Genomic DNA, 19,621 nt, shown 5'->3' with positions numbered 1-19,621 from the left:
CCCCGTTTGATCTACAGGCTTGTTCATTCTGCTAGGTGGTTTCTCACCTTTGTCAGCACAGACCACAGGTCTGTCACTGCCTTCACCTCTTCATAGTCCAGATAGGCATCGTGCTTGTCATAGTATTTTACCGCTATAATCACCATCTGAAGCGTCACTGGCTGTCCAGCAGCCTTAAGGACTTCCACAATACTTTCGAAGGTCGCCAACTCAAACCAGGTTTGAACCTGACGATCTGGCACCCACTTGGGAATAGACTCGTCATGTTCGTTGGTTACGGCTGTACCCTCCTCTGCACATTCCTCTAGCCAATGCTCATCCCAATAATAAATCGGTGTGTGAACAGGGTCCTGATCCCATTGATCTACATTCACATATAACCAGTTATTATGCAGTTGCCCCACGCTATGCACCAATTCCTGCAATCCTTCAAACACACGATAAGACGGGCGCTCTCTGCGACGGTAATCCTCAAGTCTCGTCTCATACCTGCTCATCCCCAGCCACCCCGCTTCCTATATCAGTTAAACACTCAACATTCGTATAACATACATTTACAACTCACAAAATCCGATATAACTACAAGCACCTCGTAAAGTGTCAAGACTACATAAGGAGATTGATCTATTCATGAAAAGAATCACCGCACTTGTTATCCTGTCCTTGCTATTACTTGTAACCCCGATCTACGCTGCTGCCCCAGCACCTATGCTGGTCTATGTGGATCAAAGTAACCACTCCTTCATCCCGCTCCGTCTCCTGAACAGCTATGAAGGGATCACACTCAACATGACTGCCGCGGACAAAAAAATAGAAATCGCGCAAGGCAATACCCGGATCACATTATTCACCGGACAATCTACCGCCAAAGTGAATGATCAGACGGTCCGTTTGCAAAATGCTCCTTTTACCGATAATGGTTCGACCTATGTACCCTTGCAGTTCATCAGCCAATATCTAAACCTGCAAGTCTCATGGCAAAAGGAAACCTCAGCTGTAAGCATTAAGCAGGGTACAACGTCCGTCACGCTTCCGATACTTACTGGTAAGCTACCCGGAAATACTCCCCCCATTACAACGGCTCATAAAAGCTTCAAGGTCGGGTCTCGTACCTTTTCCGCTAAGGTGGTCACCGTCTCTATGCTCCATCCCAAGGTAAGCCTAGACGTGGCTCTAGCAGGCGATACCATTGGTAAAGTGGAAGACTTAAGCAGTCTCGCCAAACGTAATCAAGCGGTTGTAGCCATAAACGGTACATTCTTTGATGCCTATACCAAAAGCTCCTACAAAACGCCTTACGGCTACCTGGTCAGCCATGGAAAGATGTTGAAAAAGAGCTCCGGCGACCAACGGACGGTCTTCACCTACGATGCTAACCATTTATCCGAGCTGGTGTCAGGTTCTGCCTTTGAACAACGCTTAAGTCAAGGCAGCGTCGAAGGTGCTCTTCAAGCTGGACCTCGTCTGGTTACGAACGGTCAGGTTTCCCTAAATGTCAAAGCCGAAGGCTTCAAGGACCCTAAAATATTAACAGGCGGCGGCGCCCGCAGCGCACTCGGAATGAGTCGGGATCATAAGCTGATCCTCCTGACCACCAACGGAGCGACTATACCGCAGCTCGCCCAAATGATGAAGCAGGCCGGCGCTTATCAGGCCATGAATCTGGATGGCGGTGCTTCCAGCGGGCTGTATTACAACGGCTCCTACCTCACCACACCCGGCCGCCAAATCAGCAATGCCATTATTGTAAAGTATCAATAGCCAATAGAATGATAAAGGGCTGTCTTCACGGATCTGTAAGCTGTGGGGATAGCCTTTTTCCATTTCCCCTGGCTTCGGTTGTTCCTGCTTCCACCTGTTCAGGCGGCATGTATGACCGTCACGTATTGATCCTGCAATCTACAATCGAATCAGACCTGTAAAGCTATTGCTGCCTTCGCTTCCTTTTTTTATAGAAAGGTAAATACGGTTGTCTTCTCTGCTTGCCATGCATTCATAAAGTCCCGGTTGCAAAGAAAGGAACATCCCTCCCCATACACACTCAGGCTCCAGCCCACCACTTGTGGCTTCCTCCCCTGCTCCAATAAATAGGTTGCCTGAGGGAACCTTCAAAAACAGCCGCACAGCAGGCTTGTCGATATGATCTGTCATCACAACCTCATACGTTCCGTCCGCTCCCAGATTCAAAAAAGCTACATTTCCTTTGTTCAACTCGCCCAGCTCGTCCTCTTCAATGGACCACCAATCCGGCTCATCGTTCAAGCGATGCTTCAGAGCTTGCGTATCAAATAGGCAAAGAGTCGCCGTGTCTGTCGTAAATTGAAATGGACTGATTGCCATGTTCATCATACAATCCTCCTGATAATAGTCAGCGAATTTCCGTTTTCCCACGTCTTCCGCTATCCGTATTGCTATAGATTTGAGGGAAATTATCCCTGTATGTAAAGTATAACAATGCTTGCAGGGCCAGACAACATGTTGGACTAACACCCATTCTGCATAAAAAGCCCTCCCTCACGATGTCGTGAAAGAAGGCCGATTTGTGATTTAAGCGATGCTAACCTGCTGTTAGATCAGAAAAGACTTAGTAATAATTACCAACAAAATGAACAATACCAAAATCGCTCCTGTGGATGTCCATGCTCCACCGTAACCTACTTCACCCATGTCTGAATCCCTCCTTGCATTAAAGCTTACTCTTATCGTATGTAGAAAAGTGGATAACGACAGGGCGAATCGGCAAGTTTATTGCCATAGAAGGGCTACTCAAAAAATGGACTGATACGTTTGAGATAGATCGCTAATGACTCTGGATGACAACTGGCAGAGAATATCGTTAGTTCTGCGCAACAGCCTGCTCACATCCTTGTGCCTCATCATTTGAAGGAGCGGGGTTTCTAACTGGGATGAAAGAAATTGAGTGGTACCTATAAATACGACAACATCTAATCCAGGGTGGTTTCGGTATGTAATAAGTGCAGCAGGTCAGTCATAGACAGGAATCCGGGAGGAAAAAGGCTGTTGTTTTCTTTCATATATAGAGCTTTTAACATGGAAGTTAACGCCCAGTCACATAGGATAATGCAGCATTGGACTTGATTGTGCTTGTACAGGATTTGGGCTAGTTTCATGTGGTATTGAGATAGAGTGTGGAAATCGGTTATTGAATTATGTAGGTGTTGTGAGGGTCTGGACGGTTGAGGGGGACTTGGAATAAAGGTAGAAGGGCTTCTTTCATATCTATTCCTCCAGAGAATTTCAATATTAGTCTTATTATACTCCAAAATAATACTTATAGATATTATTATTATTTATTATATTCATTATTCAATGTTTTCGTTTGGATATCTTGTCTACACTTTTAGAATAGTGAGGTGTAGACGATGGAAGATAAAGAAGTTCTTAAATTAGTGGGTGCCAGAATACGTGCTTTGCGAAAAGAAAAAGGATTGTCTCAGGAGTCGCTTGGGGAAAAAGGTGGATTCCATTTTTCATACATAGGGCAGATTGAGCGTGGAGAAAAAAACGTATCTTTAATAAATATAGCTAAAATTGCTAATGCACTGGATGTTAATTTGATTCAGCTTTTTGCTTATGTAAATGAGGATATTAAGGTTACAAAACATGAAACTGATATACAAGAAATCGTAAAAATACTCCAAAAATCGAGTCCAGAGAAAGTACGCTTGGCGAGGAATGTGATACGGGAGATTACAAAATAAAAGGATTTTTTAGCAAAAATAAAGGAGCCACCTTTAGTTAACAAGGCAGTTCCTATTGCACTATTGTTTTACGTAAGTTCAATACCCTATCGAACATTAAAATAACATATATATATCCAGTATTATCTTAATTTCAAGTTTCTTATATAAAAGCGCGAACCGAATCGAATACGAAATTGCAAAGGATTTCCCGCCATTATGAAATTATTGGCTTCTAGGTAGTTTCTTGCGGTCATTCAATTTAAATTTTCTTTTTACCCTTTTTGTGGGCAATACCATACGAACATTTTTTAGCTTCGCTTTTCTTTGAGCACTATTTGTAATAAGGTTGACTGTAAAGTTCACGAAACCGCGTTGGATGTTAAGTGTTTTAAAACCAACTCTTCTGCAATTATTGCATAGATTACCATTAATATTCCAGATCCAACATCCACTGAAGTTATAATTAGGAACATGTATGGGGAAACTACCTGACCACACAAGATTTCTTGATACGCTCTCAGCGTAATAATATATTGTTCTATCCCCTACGTTGCCAGTAACAACTTCCCTCGTTTGACCAGGCGCCAAACGGTACCAGGTAGACAATATACCAGTTTGTCCCACAAAGACAAACCCACACCTACTCGCGTGATAGAAAATGGCTACCTGTACGGTAGAATTGGTGCTGTTTCGAAAATAAAGACTCATTTTTTTGTCACTCCCTCTTAATACCATTCTACAATCCATTGTATGCAAGAGTTGTAAATAGGAAGTGGACAAACATAAAAGAGTCTTAGCCTTTTTTAGGATACTCAGAGATTATGCTTTTTTAGAGTTTCCCGCCATCAGTTTGGCGAAACCATATGACCATGTTGTTAATGTTATAGAATTCAATCAAAAGAAAACCCCCACCTAATCTTGTAAAGATCAAAAAACACGTCCATATATGACGTGTTTTTCAATAAAATATCTTTAACTAATAGAACCTTTTAAATATCCTAAACCAAACCTTACTTCCAAATCTCGTCCGCAATCTCTTTAATGAAAGCAAGCTTTTTCCACTGCTGCTCTTCTGTCAGAATATTGCCCTCTTCTGTCGAAGCAAAGCCGCATTGTGGGCTGAGGCAGATGTGGTTGATGTCGACGAATTGAGTCGCTTCCTTAATGCGATTAATGACCGTCTGCTTGTCTTCCAGTTCACCCGTTTTGGAGGAAACGAGACCCAGTACGACCTGCTTTTGATCTTTCAGATGCTTAAGCGGTGTGAAATCGCCTGCACGGTCGGTATCGAATTCGAGATAGTAGCCGTCGATGTTGTCGATGCCGAACAGGGTTTCGGCTACAGGCTCATAGCCGCCAGAAGATGCCCAGGTGGAATGGTAGTTACCACGGCATACATGGGTCGTAACGACCAAATCGGCTGGAAGATCCTTCACCGTTTCCTGATTCACACGGGCGAACAGCTTTTTGGTATCTTCCACATTTTCACCCGCATGCTGTCTAGCTTCCCAATAGTTTTTATCACAGAGCATACCCCATGTGCAATCATCCAGTTGCAAGCTGCGGCAACCCTCATTGTACAACGCTTGAATCACGGATTTGTAGGCTTTGGCGATATCCGTCACCAGTTCATCCAGATTGCTGTAATACGTATCGGTTGTTTCTTTATTCTCTCCGCGCAATAGCTCGGCCAGGAACTGTGCAGGTGCCGGGATCGTTTGGCGTGCGATCGCATCCTCACCTGCTACTTGCTTCAGGAATTTGAAATCTTCAATGAAAGGATGACGGGAATGTCCGATTTTACCGGACAAGCGTGCAGTTTCCGCTCTTGTTTCCACACCTTGGAATTGGTAGCCGTTCAAAAGCTGTACCTTTTCCACACCGTCCAGACCCCACATAAAATCAAGATGCCACCAGGAGCGTCTGAATTCACCGTCCGTCACGGCTTGAAGTCCTACGGATTTTTGCTTTTCCACTAGCTTGATAATTTCGTTATCTTCAATCTTTCTCAGCTCGTCCGCAGAGATTTCATTATTTTGAAATTGAATTCTGGCGTCTTTAATCGCTTGCGGGCGCAAAAAGCTGCCGACCATATCATGTCTAAAAGGGGTCACTTTACGTTGGGATGCATTATCAAGGATGCTGCTCATTAGGGTTATCTCCTTTTTCGCTTCTATAGTGAAGTTCTTGTAAGAAAGATAACATACATTTTCAGTTATAAGGTAACTCCAATAAACTATAGCTAGTTATAGCCTAGGGCTATACCCAACTTTTTATTCCCCTATCGCCTCATGCAGCGCTTCTACATAGACAGTGGCCAGCTTGGAGAGCGCAGCATTTTTATGGCAAATCCATCCCACATTAATAGACTCATCACATTCCAGAGGGACGGAAATAATGTCGTTACCGTTCAGATCGGCACTGATCACTCCGGTAGAAATGGTATAGCCGTTCAACCCAATGAGCAGATTAAAAAGGGTCGCCCGGTCATGGACGCGAATGCTTTTGGGATGCGATAACGTACTGAGAATCTCCTCGGAAAAGTGAAAGGAATTGTACTCCCCTTGCTCAAAGGACAAATACGGATACGGATAAAGCTGGTCAATGGTCACGATGGACTGTTGGGATAGCGGATTATTGGCACTGATAAAAATATGTGGCTTGGCCGTAAACAGGCTGTTGAATTGTAGATTCGCATCTTTTAGCAGCTTGTTAATGACCTTGGCGTTAAATTCGTTCAGATACAGGATTCCGATCTCACTGCGCAGGCTTTTGACATCCTGTATGATTTCATGGGTTTTGGTCTCTCGCAAAGCCAATTCATACTCTTCTTGACCATATTGATTCACCAGATTCACAAATGCATTTACGGCAAAAGCGTAATGCTGCGTGGACACAGCAAAATGCTGTGGTGTAGGCTTGGCATCCAGATAGCGACTTTCCAGCAGCTCCGCCTGCTCAACGACCTGACGTGCATAACCGAGGAATTCCACGCCTTCCTTGGACAAAGAAATCCCCTTATTGGTACGCTCAAAAATGGTGATATGAATTTCTTCCTCCAGATCACGAATCGCGTTCGACAGACTGGGCTGGGAAATGAACAACCGCTTTGCCGCCTCATTCATGGAACCGCGATTGGCAACCTCAATGACATATTTTAATTGTTGTAGGGTCAATGCATGATGTCCTTTCCGTTTGTGTTTCTTCTATTATATAATACATGCCCATGCTCCTGAAAAAGGGAATTAAAAAATACCTCCTCAAAATGGTAACATCCATTTCAAGGAGGTGCTTTTTCACGGCGGCTTTAATTAACGAATTTCACCGTTTGTGGCAATCAGCTTTTGATACCAATAAAAGCTTTGTTTACGAATACGACGCAGATCCTTGAGATCAAACTCCTCACGATCCACATAAATAAACCCGTAACGCTTGCTGGAGCCTTGATGGGTACTCACCAGATCAATTGCAGACCACGGACAGAAGCCGAACACTTCTACACCATCTGTAATAGCCAGTTGAATCTGCTCGATATGTTTGTTGAAAAAGTCAATGCGGTAAGGATCATTCACTACATCCCCTTCTTCAAGCTTGTCAAAAGCGCCCAAGCCATTCTCTGTCACAATCAAAGGCAAGTGGTAGCGAGAATAAATTTGGCGTAACGTGGATCTAAAACCGACCGGATCAATCTCCCAACCAAACTCCGTCGTTTGCAGGTTGGGGTTGACGGAACCTCGATATGCTCCGGGTTCACCCACAATTTCATGCTGATCTCCTGTATGTGAAAAATCATTCCCGTCATCTAAACTTTCTCCTACGGTTTGAGAGGTATAATAATTAAATGCGATAAAGTCCGGGTTCCCCTTCGCTAATATATCCATATCCCCTTCTTCAATGACAGGCTCATAGCCTTTCTCGACCAAATAGCTCCAGGCAATATGGTTGTATCGGCCAAACACAGCCATATCCAGATAGAGCCAGTTGCGAATGGCTGCATAGTTGTCCGCCGCCAGCGTATCTTCAGGCTTGGAACTGGCTGGATAGATAACCCCAATATTCGGTGCTGGTCCAATTTTCGCGTCAGGCAGCATCTCGTGGCACAATACCATCGCCTTCGCCTGTGCGACTAACATATGATGATTTTGTTGGTACAGTACCTTTTGCGGATTTTCCAGACTTGTATCTAATGTGCCAATAGAACCGGGATGGAGAATCAGCATGTTCTGCTCATTAATGGTTAACCAATATTTCACCCTGTCTCCAAAGTTCTCAAACAATGTTTTGGCATACTGTTCGAAGGCATCAATCGTCTCTCTCTTGGACCAACCGCCTTGTTGTTCAAGAGCATAAGGCAGATCAAAATGATACATGGTAACAATCGGTTCAATCCCGTATTTAATTAGTTCGTCAATTAATAAGCTGTAAAACGCGATTCCCTTCTGATTCACTTCACCTGCCCCCAGGGGATAAATACGTGTCCAAGCAATCGAGAAACGATATGCTTTAAAGCCCATTTCAGCCATCAGAGCTACGTCTTCTTTGAACATATGGTAATGATCACTGGTTACCTTAAAATCAGTGACTCCTTCAACGTGGTTAGCCATGTCAATCACAGAGGGGCCTTTTCCATCTTCGTCCCATGCACCCTCTACTTGATAAGCGGAAGTTGAACCTCCCCAGAAAAAATTTTCAGGAAATGCCTTCAATTGATTATGTTTCATGCTATAGTCCCTCCAGTTATCGTTATATCCTTCTGATTTTGCAATTCATGAATGTGATGATAGGCTTTCCTGTATCACACAACCAACGTTAGCAATACTTCATTTTTTTGAATTTGCTCCTGATTTGTCTCAAACACATCCACTTTATTTTTTGTAAGCGTGACGATGACAGGGGTCACGATTTCGTATCCTGCTTCAATAATCTGCTCTCTGTCAAACTGGATTAGCAAATCGCCCTGTTTCACGCTGTCGCCTTCTTTAACCACTGGATTAAAATGCTTCCCTTTCAGCGCAACGGTGTTAATTCCGATATGAATTAATATCTCCGTACCCGCCTTTGAAGTCAAGCCGATGGCGTGTCCTGTGGGAAACAGCGAGGTTACAACTCCATCTATAGGCGCTACGACCTCACCGACAGACGGCTCAATGGCTAAGCCTTTTCCCATCGCCCCTGTAGAAAATGCCGAATCATTCACTTGGCTCAATGGTATCGTCTTGCCTGTGATCGGGCTGTAGATCGTTTCTTTCTTGATGTCAACAGCCTTGGTTGCTGTAACAACAGGTTCTGGTTCTGCTGTTTTCACGGATTCAACTGTTTCTGGGGTCTCCTCCTTCACCTTGCTTTCATACCCAAAAATAAGGGTTAGTGCGGTTGCTGCCGCGAATGAGCAGGCAATGGCAATCACGTATAACAAGGTTGGCGTATACACTGGAATCGCAAAAATGTTGTGAAACACATACGCCGTCATTTTCACTCCAAAATGTCCATTGATGGCACCGCCTAGAGCACCTGCGATAATGACAATCGGAATGACACGTTTATAGCGAAGCACCAGACCATACACAATCGGCTCTGTCACACCAGCCAGCAATCCTGTAATACTCGTGGAACCGGCAAGAGTTCTAAGTGTTTTATCTTTTCTCGCCTTCAGGAAGATACCAAATGCGACCCCAATTTGAGCAAATACAGCTGCTGCAGCCATCGCCTCAATCGGATCACCGCCAACACCGATATTTTGAATCGTGATCGGGGTAAAACCCCAGTGAAGTCCGAAGACGACCATAAAGGTCATAAAACCGCCAAGAACAATCCCTGACAAAATGCCACTTACACCGATTAACCATGTCACACCTGAAGAAATCCAATCTCCTACCCCTGTACCGAAAGGTCCAAAAGCCATCGCAGATAGCGGAACCATAATCATTAAAGCCAGCATCGGAACTAAAAATAGCTGTAAATCCTTAAGAATGATCTTCTTCAAAAACTTATCTACCAACGCATAGATGCTAATGGATATAAAAATCGGGAAAACACTGGCGGAGTAGTTCATCATGACCACCGGTATTCCTAAAAACGATACATCAGAGCCTTTGTCCATCAGCCCCGTAAAGTTGGGTTCCATGAGAGCCGCACCGATCACACCAGCTACATAAGGATTCGCCTTCAGCTTTATACCAAGCGTAATCCCTAGTAAAATCGGCAAGAAGTAAAACACAGCATTCCCTGCAGCAGACAGGATCATATAAGTATCACTTGTTGCAGACATCCATCCTAGCAAGGTCAAAACCGTCAGGAGTGCTTTTATCATTCCCGAGCCCGCCATCGCTGGAATCAATGGGGAGAAACTACCGGAAATGACTTCAAAGATTGTGGATATGACCGATGTTTTTTTCCCACTGGATTCACTGGCTGCAGGGGAATTCGATCCAAAATCCCTGTTTTTCATGATCTCTGCATATACATAGGCAACATGGCTGCCAATAACAACTTGGAATTGTCCTCCGCTTTCAACAACGGTAATGATTCCCTCATGCTTCTCAAGCGCTTCTCTTTCGGCTTTTCGTGAATCCTTCAGGTCAAATCGGAGTCGTGTAGCACAATGGACAAGTCCATTGATATTTTCTTCTCCTCCAACGAGACGTACGATGTCTTCGCCCATTTTCTTATGATCCATGTTCATTCTCCTCTTGGGCAGATTGCATGGAAACAAAAAAATACCTAAACGAAAGGCCTGTATGATCAAAGAAAATGATCACTGCCATTCATTTAGGTATCGCCTGCTTAACCAGTAACAATCCTTATATTTAAGTTGTGAGCCTACTATAAATCACTTAGAAATCGTTTGCAAGCTTTTTTTCTAAGAACTAGCTATATCATTTCTGGAGGTTACACGCTGTATATGAATCGTCAAATACACTTTTTCATCAATCGACATAGCACTTTCATGCTTTAACTCTAAATATTGATTGATTAATTGGGTGCATTGAAAAGCCTTCTCGTATTTATCTTTGACTTGGTCATACAAGAAATTATCCCCTGAAGCTAGTTGTTCTTGTTCATTGCTCAGCAATCGTTGGGCAAAGTACTGCAAATGAGTAATAAAACGGGAATAATTGAACGAAGTTTCATCCAGTGTAATCTCGTAGTAATCGGTTACAATGTTGAAAATGTCATCAATAATCTCGGTAATCTCAACCGTTTGTTTCATTCCCTGACCGTCTTGTCTTGCATTTACAAAATGCATAGCAATAAAGCTTGCTTCATGCTCATCCATTTGGATGCCAAATTGAGCATGGATGATGTCCAATGCGTTCATTCCGATCATAAATTCTTTTTTGTAAAATTTTTTAATTTGCCATAACAGTGAATTTTTAAGTCCTACGGATTTTCTGTATCGAGAGATGGCAAATTGAATATGGTCAATCAGAGAAATATAGATATTGTCACTAAAAATATCTCCCATTTCCTTTTTTGCGCTGCCTACAATTTCATCCGCCACCTTTAAATACTCTACAGATGTTTCCCCAATAAGATCTATTAATTTTTGTGGAATTTTATCGGACTTTAATACAAAGGTTTTTTCTATTTTGTCTTCATCGACCCTCTGGCCATTTTTCTTTTTAAAGCCTAGACCATTCCCTATGACAACAAATTCATGACCCACCTGATTTTCGACTCGGATAACATTGTTGTTAAAAATTTGCCGGATGATCATTTATCTGCTCACCTCATTGATGTAATGACAAAGTTTGTAATAACAAAAAAAAACCAAATAACGACTAAATCAATTAGTCATTATTTGGGTATCGCCTGCTCACCAGTAACAATCCCGAAGGGCACTTCACCCCTCATTCAATTACTCTTACTATACCGCTTTCAATGCAGAATAACAATACAATCATGCCAAAAAACCGCCAAACACTCGGAATCCTTTGTGCTTAGCAGTTTTTTAGGTTCATGCTTAACTTTCTTGCTCTTTGCAAAACACCTCTTTGGCAACCTGAATGGCTGAGGCTGCCCGGGGCCATCCTACATAAAAGGCAAGCTGTGTAATGACTTCAACCAGTTCTTCCTCCGAAATCCCGTTTTCCTTGGCCAGGTTCAGATGATAAGGAAGTTGATTCACATGCTCACCCGCCACCAGAGCGGCAACTGTAATAAAACTCCGTTCCCTAAGAGACAACTCACTTCTTCTCCATACATCTCCAAAAAGAACATCCTCCGTATAGGTTACAAAAGCGGGTGCAAAATCACCTATCGTTTCCCGAACACTCGATTTGATTAATTTATGCTTCATACAATCATCTGGGCAAGTCCATTGCCAAAGGACCAATCCTCTAATTCAGTCTCTACCAGTGTCACAAAAACATCCTCCGGTCGGACTTTACATTCAATAGAGATGAGTTCGGCTAATCTTTGGTAAAAATCCTTTTTTTGTTCCGTAGTTCTACCCGATCCCATCGTAATTTGGATGTACAGCAGCTTGTCTGTTCTGGATACATTCAAATAATCGGGACTATAATAAAACTCGCTTTGCTTATGAGCATGAAAAACCTGAAAGTAATCCTTGGGCGGGACCTGAAAATGTTCGATCAAAGCATTCATGATACAGCGGCTAATGTCAGGCAGCTCTTGCTCTGTGTATTGTTGCTCCATGTAGCCAACTCGTACAAATGGCATGTTCATCTCTCCTATCCGTTGGGATAAGATGATTGTACTCCTCTACCCTTCATCTGTATAATTGAAAATAATCATAAATATATTCAATTTCATCGATGGAGATGAGCAAGCGTGGATCTGAAAGAATTAACTACATTTCGTACCATAATCGAAGAAGGAACGTTTTCAAAAGCTGCTGTCAAATTAAACTACGCTCAGTCTACAGTCACGAACCAAATCCAGAGGCTTGAAAAAGAGCTGGGATTTCAACTTTTTAAAAGGGGTTGGGATGCGGAGTTAACGTCCCCGGGCAAACTATATGCCGAGGAGATAGACGGACTTATTCAGCATTGGAATTTTGTAATGGACCAGGCGAAGTCGCTGAAAAAGGAGGAGATCGGCACGCTCCATATCGGTGTGTTTGAAACGGTAGCGGCTACCTTACTCCCCTTGGCTCTGCAGCAGTTTCGAGAGCATAAACCGAATATTACGTGTCATTTTACAGTTGGAAACACGGATGCACTCGCACATGCTTTGGTGGATGGTAAGCTGGATTTTGCTATCTCTGGGGAACCTCACTCCATTCCTTCCTTACACTTTGAATCCATATATCACGAACACATCGCCTTTATTGTGTCCCGTAATCATCCCTTCGCGGCAAAAAGTGAGCTTCAGCTCGAAGATCTGTACGCGTATCCGCTTATCGTTGGAGGTAAGAACTGCTTGTACCATATACGACTGGAGAAAGAGCTTTCACACTTCCCGTCGATGCCGTTTTTTTATACTGTCAGTCAAATCTCGTCGATCCCCACGTTCGTAAAAACGATTCCTTCAGTTGGAGTGGTTCTATCGTCAATGCCTTTGCCGGAGGAACTGGTCACCGTCCCCCTCCAGTTAACAGACCCTAATATTGCCGTTGGACTATTACAAAACAACCATCACCAGCAGTATATGTCTTCGGCCCGAAAGCTATTTATACAGCTGGTTAAGGAGCTTTGCAGGCTATAGCATCTATGCAAGACTACTAATAAGTTATATCATCTTTGCATAAAGAAAAAGCCGCTAAACACTCAGAAACCTGGTGTTTAGCGGCTTTACTATTTTGAAGGCCTAAGAAAATGTGGCCCTCTCTTTATTTTTATACTCTTGTTGTCATACCTGTTATTTCGCTTCAAGCGGTTTTTTCCACAGTCCCAGAATGAGCGCGGAAATTACGGAACCAATCACCACTGCAAGCAAGAACAGCAAAGCATGATTGGCAAGAGCTGCTACAAAAATTCCGCCATGTGGAGCTGGAAGATTGATTTGCCAGAACTGCGTCAGACCACCAGCAATCGCTGAACCTACAATACAAGAGGTTAAGACACGCAGAGGATCAGCAGCTGCGAATGGAATGGCTCCTTCCGTAATGAAGGACAATCCAAGTACATAGTTCGTCAAGCCAGACTTGCGCTCTTGCTCAGTAAACTTATTTTTGAAGAACGTCGAAGCTAATGCGATTGCCAGCGGAGGTACCATGCCGCCCGCCATAACAGCCGCCATCATAGCTCCGTTCGTGTTACCACTGGAAGTAAAGACACCGATCGAAAATGCGTAAGCTGCCTTGTTGAAAGGTCCACCCATGTCAATCGACATCATTCCGCCCAGGATCAGACCCAAAATAACTGCATTACCTGTTCCTAAATTGTTCAGAACGTTGACAAGCCACGTATTAATACCACCGAAAATTGGATCAAACAGGTAGAACATAATCGCGCCTGTAATTAGGAGTCCGAATACCGGGTATAACAAGATTGGTTTTAAACCATCCAGCGTTTTTGGTAGACCTGCAAAAGCTTTACGCAGGAAGATCACCACATAACCAGCCAGAAAACCTGCTGCCAGACCGCCAAGGAAACCTGCATTGGAGTTTACAGCCATCAGACCCCCAACCATACCTGGCATCAGTGCCGGGCGGTCTCCAATACTCATCGCGATAAATCCGGCCAGTATCGGAATCAGGAAGTGGAACGCACCTGTTCCGCCGCCAATCGTTTGTAACAGTTGGAAGAATACATTATCTTCTCCCGCTACCTGTTCAATCAAGAAGGAAATGGCTAGCAAGATCCCCCCGCCTACAACGAATGGTAGCATATGAGAAATACCGTTCATTAAATCCTTGTAGATTTTGCTGCCTACGCTGCTCTTCTCCGCTTTCGACTCTTCAGCGCTGCCTTTACCTTCACTACGATAAATTGGCGCATCGCCGTTCAGCGCTTTGCGGATCAGTTCCTCAGATTTACGAATACCGTCACTTACCGGTCTTTGTAATACAGGTTTACCGTCAAATCTGGCCATTTCAACCTTCTTGTCAGCTGCGACGATTACTCCTTTGGCACGACGAATTTCATCCGCTGTCAGTACGTTTTGTGCGCCTTCCGAGCCATTCGTCTCTACACGGATATTTACACCCATTTCTTTCGCTTTCTTAATAAGAGCATCTTCAGCCATAAACGTGTGTGCAATGCCTGTAGGACAAGCGGTCACTGCAACCACAAACTCGTCAGAATTCGGATTGCCAACGATAACGTCTGGCGTTTGCTGCGCTTTGGCTGCCTCTTTCTTAGCCTCTTTTGCTTTTTTGGCAGCTTCTTCTTCCGCCTGCTTGGTATCAAACAACACAGATACTTCATCCGGTGTTTGCGTTTTCATAAGGTTCCCGATAAAATCGGTATCAATTAAGAGCCGGGAAAGGGCTGCCAGTGTGCGAAGATGCGTATTTGCTGCCCCCTCTGGAGCCGCAATCATAAAGAACACTTTTGCCGGCTCACCGTCCAACGATTCGAATTCTACGCCTTTACTGCTTTTGGCGAAAACGACAGTCGCTTCATTCACAGCTTTGGTCTTGGCATGCGGCATCGCAATGCCGCCGCCGATTCCAGTGCTGGACTCTGCTTCACGTTTGTAAATCATTTCTTTAAACAAGGCACGGTCATTAATACGTCCACTTGCTTCGAGACTAGCGATGAGCTCCTCAATCGCCTCGTCCTTTGTCGTCGCCTGCAGGTCCATGATCATCGTTTCTTTAATCATCAGGTCTGTTATTCTCATTTTTCACACTCTCCTAAGTTCGGTCAGCGTGTCGATACACGCATAATAAGCTCATGATGCAGCCGGATTACCGTTTTGAAATCGTGACTTGCGGCCGTAATTGTTCAATTTTCTCTCTAGTAGCCAGATCATCGGAAAACGCAGTTGCGCTTCCGGATGCCACTCCTGCACGGAATGCTTCGATCGGATCGCCATGAAGAGCCAGCGTACCCACGAATCCAGCAATCATTGAATCACCTGCGCCTACAGAATTTTTAACCGTTCCTGCTGGTACATTTGCGTGATACACTTCATCTGCCGTAATGAACAAAGCCCCTTCTCCTGCCATGGAAATCAGTACATTTTTTGCACCTGCTTCCAGCAGCTTACGACCGTAAGTGACGATCTCCTCCTTTGAGTGAATAGTTACGCCAAACAACTCAGCCAACTCGTGGTGATTTGGCTTGATGAGCAGCGGTTTATGAACCAGTGCCTTCATCAGCGCCTCACCTGTGGTGTCGATGACGAATTCAGCCCCAGTTTGCTGGCATACGCTAATCAGCCGATCATAGAAGTCTCCTCCAAGTGACGGCGGGATACTTCCCGACAAGACGACAATGTCATTTTTCTGGAGTGCGGCCAGCTTTTGCACCAACGCATCGGCCTCTTGCTCACGAATCACAGGTCCCAAACCGTTAATTTCCGTTTCATCGCCATGCTTGAGTTTAATGTTAATCCGTGTGTCATCTTCGATCATTACAAAATCAGTTTTAATGGATTCTTCCCGCAATGTATCGTCGATAAACCTGCCTGTGAATCCTCCTAGAAAGCCGATCGCCGTGCTATCTGCTCCCAGCTGGTTTAGTACACGTGATACATTAATTCCTTTACCACCTGGCAATTTCAAATCACGTTTCATCCGGTTCAAATCACCAAGCTTCAAATCGTCAACTTCCACGATATAATCAATGGAAGGGTTCAGCGTTACTGTATATATCATTGTTATCCCTCGATTATCTTAGTTTTCTGAGCGATGGATCGGCGTGAGCGTTCTGGCATCGATTCGGTAATAAGTATAGCTTCCTTGAGCTCGAACAGTTTGGCGAAGGTTACTTCTCCAATTTTGCTGGAATCGGCCAACACATACGTTTTGCCTGACAACTGATGGGCTCGCCGCTTGATTAGCGCCTCTTCAGGATCAGGAGTTGTATACCCCATTTCCATATCCACCCCGTTCGTTCCTAGAAAGCACTTGTCGAATCGAAAATTGTCCAAATTTTGTAGGGCAATACTGCCAATTACGGCTTTGGTATGAATTTTCATCATCCCTCCCAGTAGATAGCTTCTGATTCTTTTACTTACCAGTGCTTCTACGTGGGATAGACCATTCGTCACGACCGTCACGTCTTTAGCTTCAATGTAAGGAATCATCGCCATCGTTGTTGTTCCCGCATCCAGATAAATACATTCGCCATCCAAAATTTCTTTGGCTGCCATGCGGGCGACTGCGTTTTTTTGTTGAACGTTTTTGAATGTTTTTTCTTCCATGCCAGGTTCCTGACTTTTCTGATTCAGTAAGGTTGCCCCACCATGAATCCGTTTTAGCAACTGACGGCCCTCAAGATCTATCAAATCGCGCCGAATTGTTGATTCAGAAGCTCCCAACAGATCAGCCAATTCCTGCAACTTTACAACACCACGTTCTTGTAAGCGCTGTATTATTAACTTGTATCTTTCCTCCGTCAGCATCTTCATTCCCCCAACTGTTTATATCGTACCACAAACCTGATAAAAAACAATCATTTTTCTCCAAAAAGATTCAAAAAAATTCATTCCAACTTCATTTTTTTACAAAATGGTGAATTCCCGCTCTAATCGACATGATTGCGTTTACATTTTAAAGAAAATTCATCTACTTTTATGTAAATTCATTCTTCTTACATAGGAATTCAGCAGTAAACGTTCAAAAACGTTCTAAAGCTTCCATCAGTACTATTTTACCATTATGCGCACAATTCGTCCCAATTTCCCTGAAACCTCATTAAGCTCATACGTAACCATTCCTGATGAGCATTAGGCACCTGTGTACACTAGTGCTGTATTTTAAAATAACAAGAGCCATGACTGCGTGCATACCGCATTCATGGCTCACCTTGTTATGATACATATTCACCCTCAATAATCTTCTCCAGATAATCTTCCGGCTGTGCAAGAAACTCAGCAAAGCTGCACACATCCGCATATTCCTGATGCTCCTCGTCATAATAACCCAGGCACTTCTGCTTTGGATTCCACACCAATATAATATCCGAGTAATTATCTACGTTTAGAGACAGACGCAACAGCTTTTGCCGACCTACCTTCATCTCAACCGTATCGATAATTGAAAAGAACTCAACAAATTGAATATCAAGATCATTTTCTGGCAGGTTCACACGGAGTTGATTCCCTGTCAGAAAGGCTATTAAATCCTTCGGAAGCTTGTAGCTTTTCAAAGCATGTCGTTTATTTTCCAGATTATGAAATGCCGGAGGCTCTACAGACTTTAAATACTCAGCCATTTCTACGTTTTTATTACTTAGTGCAATTGTATATGCCCGTTCTCCATCTTTTTCTGCCAGCGTCACATCAGCGCCTAGCTGAACCAAATACTTCACCATCGAAAAATCGTTGTTGCGCGCCGCCACTGTCAAAGGCGTGGCTTTATATGGATATACCATATTAGGGGCATTGAAATTAATATCTACGCCATGTTCCAATAGTAAAGCTACTGTTTTCAAGTCATGCTCACTAACTGCGTTGCGGAGTGTTGCTCCAGCATGCTGCTTCATATCGAGGCCCAGCTCATGGATAAGCAGCATATTACTTTTGTTACCGTAGTAGGCTTGCTCATAAGCACCAGATTTGACATGATTTTTACCGTCCAGCTTGGCGCCATGGGCGACCACATAACGGACAACCTCTTCGGTACCATAGCGAACAGCCGTCAGGAATGCGGGATTATCCTTTACATTAAGTTGAACCCCCTCATCGACCAGTAGCTTCAAGACTTCCATTTGCCCAGTGATGAGTGTAATATCCAGTGGACTTAATGTCGTATATTTGCTGAGTACGATCCCTTGTTCTATATCCCAGCCTTCGGTCAGCGCCTGGCGTAAAGCAGATATATTGCCTTGAACGATATGCATCGCTATCTCAGGAAGAACCTTGAAATTGCCTACATCTTTTAATTTAATCATGGTTATTACCTCACTCTTTATGTATCTACTATTAATCATGTATATCTATTTTATACCAACCTCTCTTTTATATAAATCCAACAGATTCCCCAAAATTCATTATTCACTCTATCGCAAACAAGTGAGTAATAGAGGTCAAAATACCTTATAGAAGCTATAATTGTATTATGATTCTGTATACCCTGTGCAACCGAAAAGGAGAACATATGAATAGCATTCAATATTTGTCCCAATTTAATTTGCTTCATAGTCTCTCATTAGAAGATTTAATTGAAATGGATCAAATGACCTCCATTACGACTATACCGAAAAGAAACTTTATACAAACTCCAGAGACCTTTTCCGAGGGACTTTATTTTGTGAAAAAGGGCAAAGTACGTCTATATAAGCTAAATGCTGACGGGAAGCAATTTACTTTGGATATCCTCCGCGAGGGAAATGTATTTGGTGAAATGGATATGATTTCACTAGGAACAAGGGAGATGTATATAGAAACGATAGAAGAATGCGATATCTGCCGTATGGACAAAGACCGATTCGAGCATTTTTTAATAGAACATCCCAGGTTCATGATGAACATGATCAAGGTGTTAAGTGACCGAATTTCAGGAATGAGCAGTCTGGCCCAGCATTTAGCTTTGGGAAATTTACAGGATAAAATTTTGTATATTCTTCTGAAATTGTCCGATCAGTTCGCCCTCCAAAGCCGTGATGAGTATTGCAAAATCAATTTCCCTCTCTCTCATCAAGAAATTGCGAATCTGGTCGGGGCCACCCGTGAGGCTGTAACAGCTGCTCTTCAGGAGCTTGTCAAAGAAAAGGTCATTAAAACCGGCTTTAAGACGATTTACATCCATCGCGAAAAGTTAGTGAAGTTGTAAACTACATTACATCTATACTCCAACCCAAAAAAGTATCGTATACCTATCAGACAATTTACGATATGGA

General features: G+C 43.4%; 18 protein-coding genes. 4 read left to right on the top strand and 14 right to left on the bottom strand.

The features are described 5' to 3' along the window. Nucleotides 1–23: 23 nt before the first annotated feature. Entirely contained in the window at nucleotides 24–497 is a 474-nt protein-coding gene (locus MHH57_RS08450) for a hypothetical protein (protein WP_029516659.1), read from the bottom strand. Nucleotides 498–630: 133 nt separating this feature from the next. Here MHH57_RS08450 and MHH57_RS08445 point away from each other — a divergent pair, with 133 nt between their 5' ends. After that, complete coding sequence (locus MHH57_RS08445) at nucleotides 631–1,761, top strand: phosphodiester glycosidase family protein (RefSeq protein WP_318626750.1); 1,131 nt, start codon at nucleotides 631–633, stop codon at nucleotides 1,759–1,761. Nucleotides 1,762–1,899: 138 nt separating this feature from the next. On the opposite strand, the gene MHH57_RS08440 is transcribed toward MHH57_RS08445, so the two are convergent. Together MHH57_RS08440 and MHH57_RS08435 are read right to left on the bottom strand one after the other, a co-directional pair. Then, nucleotides 1,900–2,346 (bottom strand): DUF6386 family protein, encoded by a 447-nt coding sequence (locus tag MHH57_RS08440; protein ID WP_239645164.1) that lies wholly within the window; start codon nucleotides 2,344–2,346, stop codon nucleotides 1,900–1,902. Nucleotides 2,347–2,568: 222 nt separating this feature from the next. Continuing rightward, nucleotides 2,569–2,667 carry a hypothetical protein gene (locus MHH57_RS08435; protein WP_014599622.1) on the bottom strand — a complete coding sequence of 33 codons (99 nt, stop codon included), beginning with the start codon at nucleotides 2,665–2,667 and terminating at the stop codon, nucleotides 2,569–2,571. Nucleotides 2,668–3,383: 716 nt separating this feature from the next. Here MHH57_RS08435 and MHH57_RS08430 point away from each other — a divergent pair. Next, nucleotides 3,384–3,722 (top strand): helix-turn-helix transcriptional regulator, encoded by a 339-nt coding sequence (locus tag MHH57_RS08430; protein WP_029516656.1) that lies wholly within the window; start codon nucleotides 3,384–3,386, stop codon nucleotides 3,720–3,722. 992 nt (nucleotides 3,723–4,714) lie between these two features. On the opposite strand, the gene MHH57_RS08425 is transcribed toward MHH57_RS08430, so the two are convergent. The 7 genes from MHH57_RS08425 to MHH57_RS08395 form a co-directional block, all read right to left on the bottom strand. Next, on the bottom strand, nucleotides 4,715–5,854 hold the full coding sequence (locus MHH57_RS08425) for a 5-methyltetrahydropteroyltriglutamate--homocysteine S-methyltransferase (RefSeq protein ID WP_029516654.1): 1,140 nt from the start codon (nucleotides 5,852–5,854) through the stop codon (nucleotides 4,715–4,717). A gap of 123 nt (nucleotides 5,855–5,977) precedes the next feature. Next, nucleotides 5,978–6,880 (bottom strand): LysR family transcriptional regulator, encoded by a 903-nt coding sequence (locus MHH57_RS08420; protein WP_029516653.1) that lies wholly within the window; start codon nucleotides 6,878–6,880, stop codon nucleotides 5,978–5,980. A gap of 135 nt (nucleotides 6,881–7,015) precedes the next feature. Further along, on the bottom strand, nucleotides 7,016–8,425 hold the full coding sequence (locus tag MHH57_RS08415; RefSeq protein WP_209949821.1) for a glycoside hydrolase family 1 protein: 1,410 nt from the start codon (nucleotides 8,423–8,425) through the stop codon (nucleotides 7,016–7,018). Between the two features lie 74 nt (nucleotides 8,426–8,499). Continuing rightward, nucleotides 8,500–10,380, bottom strand: coding sequence for a beta-glucoside-specific PTS transporter subunit IIABC (locus MHH57_RS08410; protein ID WP_029516651.1), 1,881 nt, complete (start codon nucleotides 10,378–10,380; stop codon nucleotides 8,500–8,502). A gap of 183 nt (nucleotides 10,381–10,563) precedes the next feature. After that, a complete protein-coding gene (locus tag MHH57_RS08405; RefSeq protein ID WP_029516650.1) occupies nucleotides 10,564–11,421 on the bottom strand; it encodes a PRD domain-containing protein in 858 nt (285 codons plus the stop codon). Nucleotides 11,422–11,667: 246 nt separating this feature from the next. Then, the gene (locus MHH57_RS08400; protein ID WP_069012182.1) at nucleotides 11,668–12,003 is read right to left on the bottom strand and encodes a carboxymuconolactone decarboxylase family protein; all 336 of its coding nucleotides are present in this window, start codon (nucleotides 12,001–12,003) and stop codon (nucleotides 11,668–11,670) included. Next, nucleotides 12,000–12,386, bottom strand: a complete 387-nt coding sequence (locus MHH57_RS08395) for a tautomerase family protein (protein WP_165145314.1) — start codon at nucleotides 12,384–12,386, stop codon at nucleotides 12,000–12,002. Before MHH57_RS08395 ends, MHH57_RS08400 begins: the two co-directional genes overlap by 4 nt. Before the next feature lie 111 nt (nucleotides 12,387–12,497). Between MHH57_RS08395 and MHH57_RS08390 the strand changes: the two genes are divergently transcribed. Then, the gene (locus tag MHH57_RS08390) at nucleotides 12,498–13,373 is read left to right on the top strand and encodes a LysR family transcriptional regulator (protein WP_342435013.1); all 876 of its coding nucleotides are present in this window, start codon (nucleotides 12,498–12,500) and stop codon (nucleotides 13,371–13,373) included. A gap of 153 nt (nucleotides 13,374–13,526) precedes the next feature. Here the strand turns inward: MHH57_RS08390 and MHH57_RS08385 are convergent, their stop codons facing one another. From MHH57_RS08385 to MHH57_RS08370, 4 genes are all read right to left on the bottom strand, one after another. Then, a complete protein-coding gene (locus MHH57_RS08385) occupies nucleotides 13,527–15,455 on the bottom strand; it encodes a fructose-specific PTS transporter subunit EIIC (RefSeq protein ID WP_029516646.1) in 1,929 nt (642 codons plus the stop codon). A gap of 67 nt (nucleotides 15,456–15,522) precedes the next feature. Next, a complete protein-coding gene (pfkB, locus tag MHH57_RS08380; RefSeq protein ID WP_029516645.1) occupies nucleotides 15,523–16,434 on the bottom strand; it encodes a 1-phosphofructokinase in 912 nt (303 codons plus the stop codon). Nucleotides 16,435–16,436: 2 nt separating this feature from the next. Next, a complete protein-coding gene (locus MHH57_RS08375) occupies nucleotides 16,437–17,183 on the bottom strand; it encodes a DeoR/GlpR family DNA-binding transcription regulator (RefSeq protein WP_029516644.1) in 747 nt (248 codons plus the stop codon). A 407-nt stretch (nucleotides 17,184–17,590) separates the two neighbouring features. Then, a complete protein-coding gene (locus MHH57_RS08370; RefSeq protein WP_069012184.1) occupies nucleotides 17,591–18,673 on the bottom strand; it encodes an ankyrin repeat domain-containing protein in 1,083 nt (360 codons plus the stop codon). Between the two features lie 206 nt (nucleotides 18,674–18,879). Here MHH57_RS08370 and MHH57_RS08365 point away from each other — a divergent pair, with 206 nt between their 5' ends. Continuing rightward, the gene (locus tag MHH57_RS08365) at nucleotides 18,880–19,554 is read left to right on the top strand and encodes a Crp/Fnr family transcriptional regulator (protein ID WP_209949828.1); all 675 of its coding nucleotides are present in this window, start codon (nucleotides 18,880–18,882) and stop codon (nucleotides 19,552–19,554) included. Nucleotides 19,555–19,621 lie beyond the last annotated feature (67 nt).

The sequence above is a fragment of the Paenibacillus sp. FSL H7-0442 genome (assembly GCF_038593105.1).
GTDB lineage: Bacteria > Bacillota > Bacilli > Paenibacillales > Paenibacillaceae > Paenibacillus > Paenibacillus polymyxa_D.
This window is presented reverse-complemented; position numbering and strand designations above follow the sequence as displayed.

What these genes read in the sequence shown, in the direction of transcription:
- MHH57_RS08435 (WP_014599622.1), bottom strand. Translation starts at nt 2,667, where the DNA reads ATGGGTGAAGTAGGTTACGGTGGAGCATGGACATCCACAGGAGCGATT.
- MHH57_RS08425 (WP_029516654.1), bottom strand. Translation starts at nt 5,854, where the DNA reads ATGAGCAGCATCCTTGATAATGCATCCCAACGTAAAGTGACCCCTTTT.
- MHH57_RS08385 (WP_029516646.1), bottom strand. Translation starts at nt 15,455, where the DNA reads ATGAGAATAACAGACCTGATGATTAAAGAAACGATGATCATGGACCTG.
- MHH57_RS08375 (WP_029516644.1), bottom strand. Translation starts at nt 17,183, where the DNA reads ATGCTGACGGAGGAAAGATACAAGTTAATAATACAGCGCTTACAAGAA.
- MHH57_RS08395 (WP_165145314.1), bottom strand. Translation starts at nt 12,386, where the DNA reads ATGCCATTTGTACGAGTTGGCTACATGGAGCAACAATACACAGAGCAA.
- pfkB (WP_029516645.1), bottom strand. Translation starts at nt 16,434, where the DNA reads ATGATATATACAGTAACGCTGAACCCTTCCATTGATTATATCGTGGAA.
- MHH57_RS08440 (WP_239645164.1), bottom strand. Translation starts at nt 2,346, where the DNA reads ATGAACATGGCAATCAGTCCATTTCAATTTACGACAGACACGGCGACT.
- MHH57_RS08415 (WP_209949821.1), bottom strand. Translation starts at nt 8,425, where the DNA reads ATGAAACATAATCAATTGAAGGCATTTCCTGAAAATTTTTTCTGGGGA.
- MHH57_RS08365 (WP_209949828.1), top strand. Translation starts at nt 18,880, where the DNA reads ATGAATAGCATTCAATATTTGTCCCAATTTAATTTGCTTCATAGTCTC.
- MHH57_RS08445 (WP_318626750.1), top strand. Translation starts at nt 631, where the DNA reads ATGAAAAGAATCACCGCACTTGTTATCCTGTCCTTGCTATTACTTGTA.
- MHH57_RS08410 (WP_029516651.1), bottom strand. Translation starts at nt 10,380, where the DNA reads ATGGATCATAAGAAAATGGGCGAAGACATCGTACGTCTCGTTGGAGGA.
- MHH57_RS08370 (WP_069012184.1), bottom strand. Translation starts at nt 18,673, where the DNA reads ATGATTAAATTAAAAGATGTAGGCAATTTCAAGGTTCTTCCTGAGATA.
- MHH57_RS08430 (WP_029516656.1), top strand. Translation starts at nt 3,384, where the DNA reads ATGGAAGATAAAGAAGTTCTTAAATTAGTGGGTGCCAGAATACGTGCT.
- MHH57_RS08400 (WP_069012182.1), bottom strand. Translation starts at nt 12,003, where the DNA reads ATGAAGCATAAATTAATCAAATCGAGTGTTCGGGAAACGATAGGTGAT.
- MHH57_RS08405 (WP_029516650.1), bottom strand. Translation starts at nt 11,421, where the DNA reads ATGATCATCCGGCAAATTTTTAACAACAATGTTATCCGAGTCGAAAAT.
- MHH57_RS08450 (WP_029516659.1), bottom strand. Translation starts at nt 497, where the DNA reads ATGAGCAGGTATGAGACGAGACTTGAGGATTACCGTCGCAGAGAGCGC.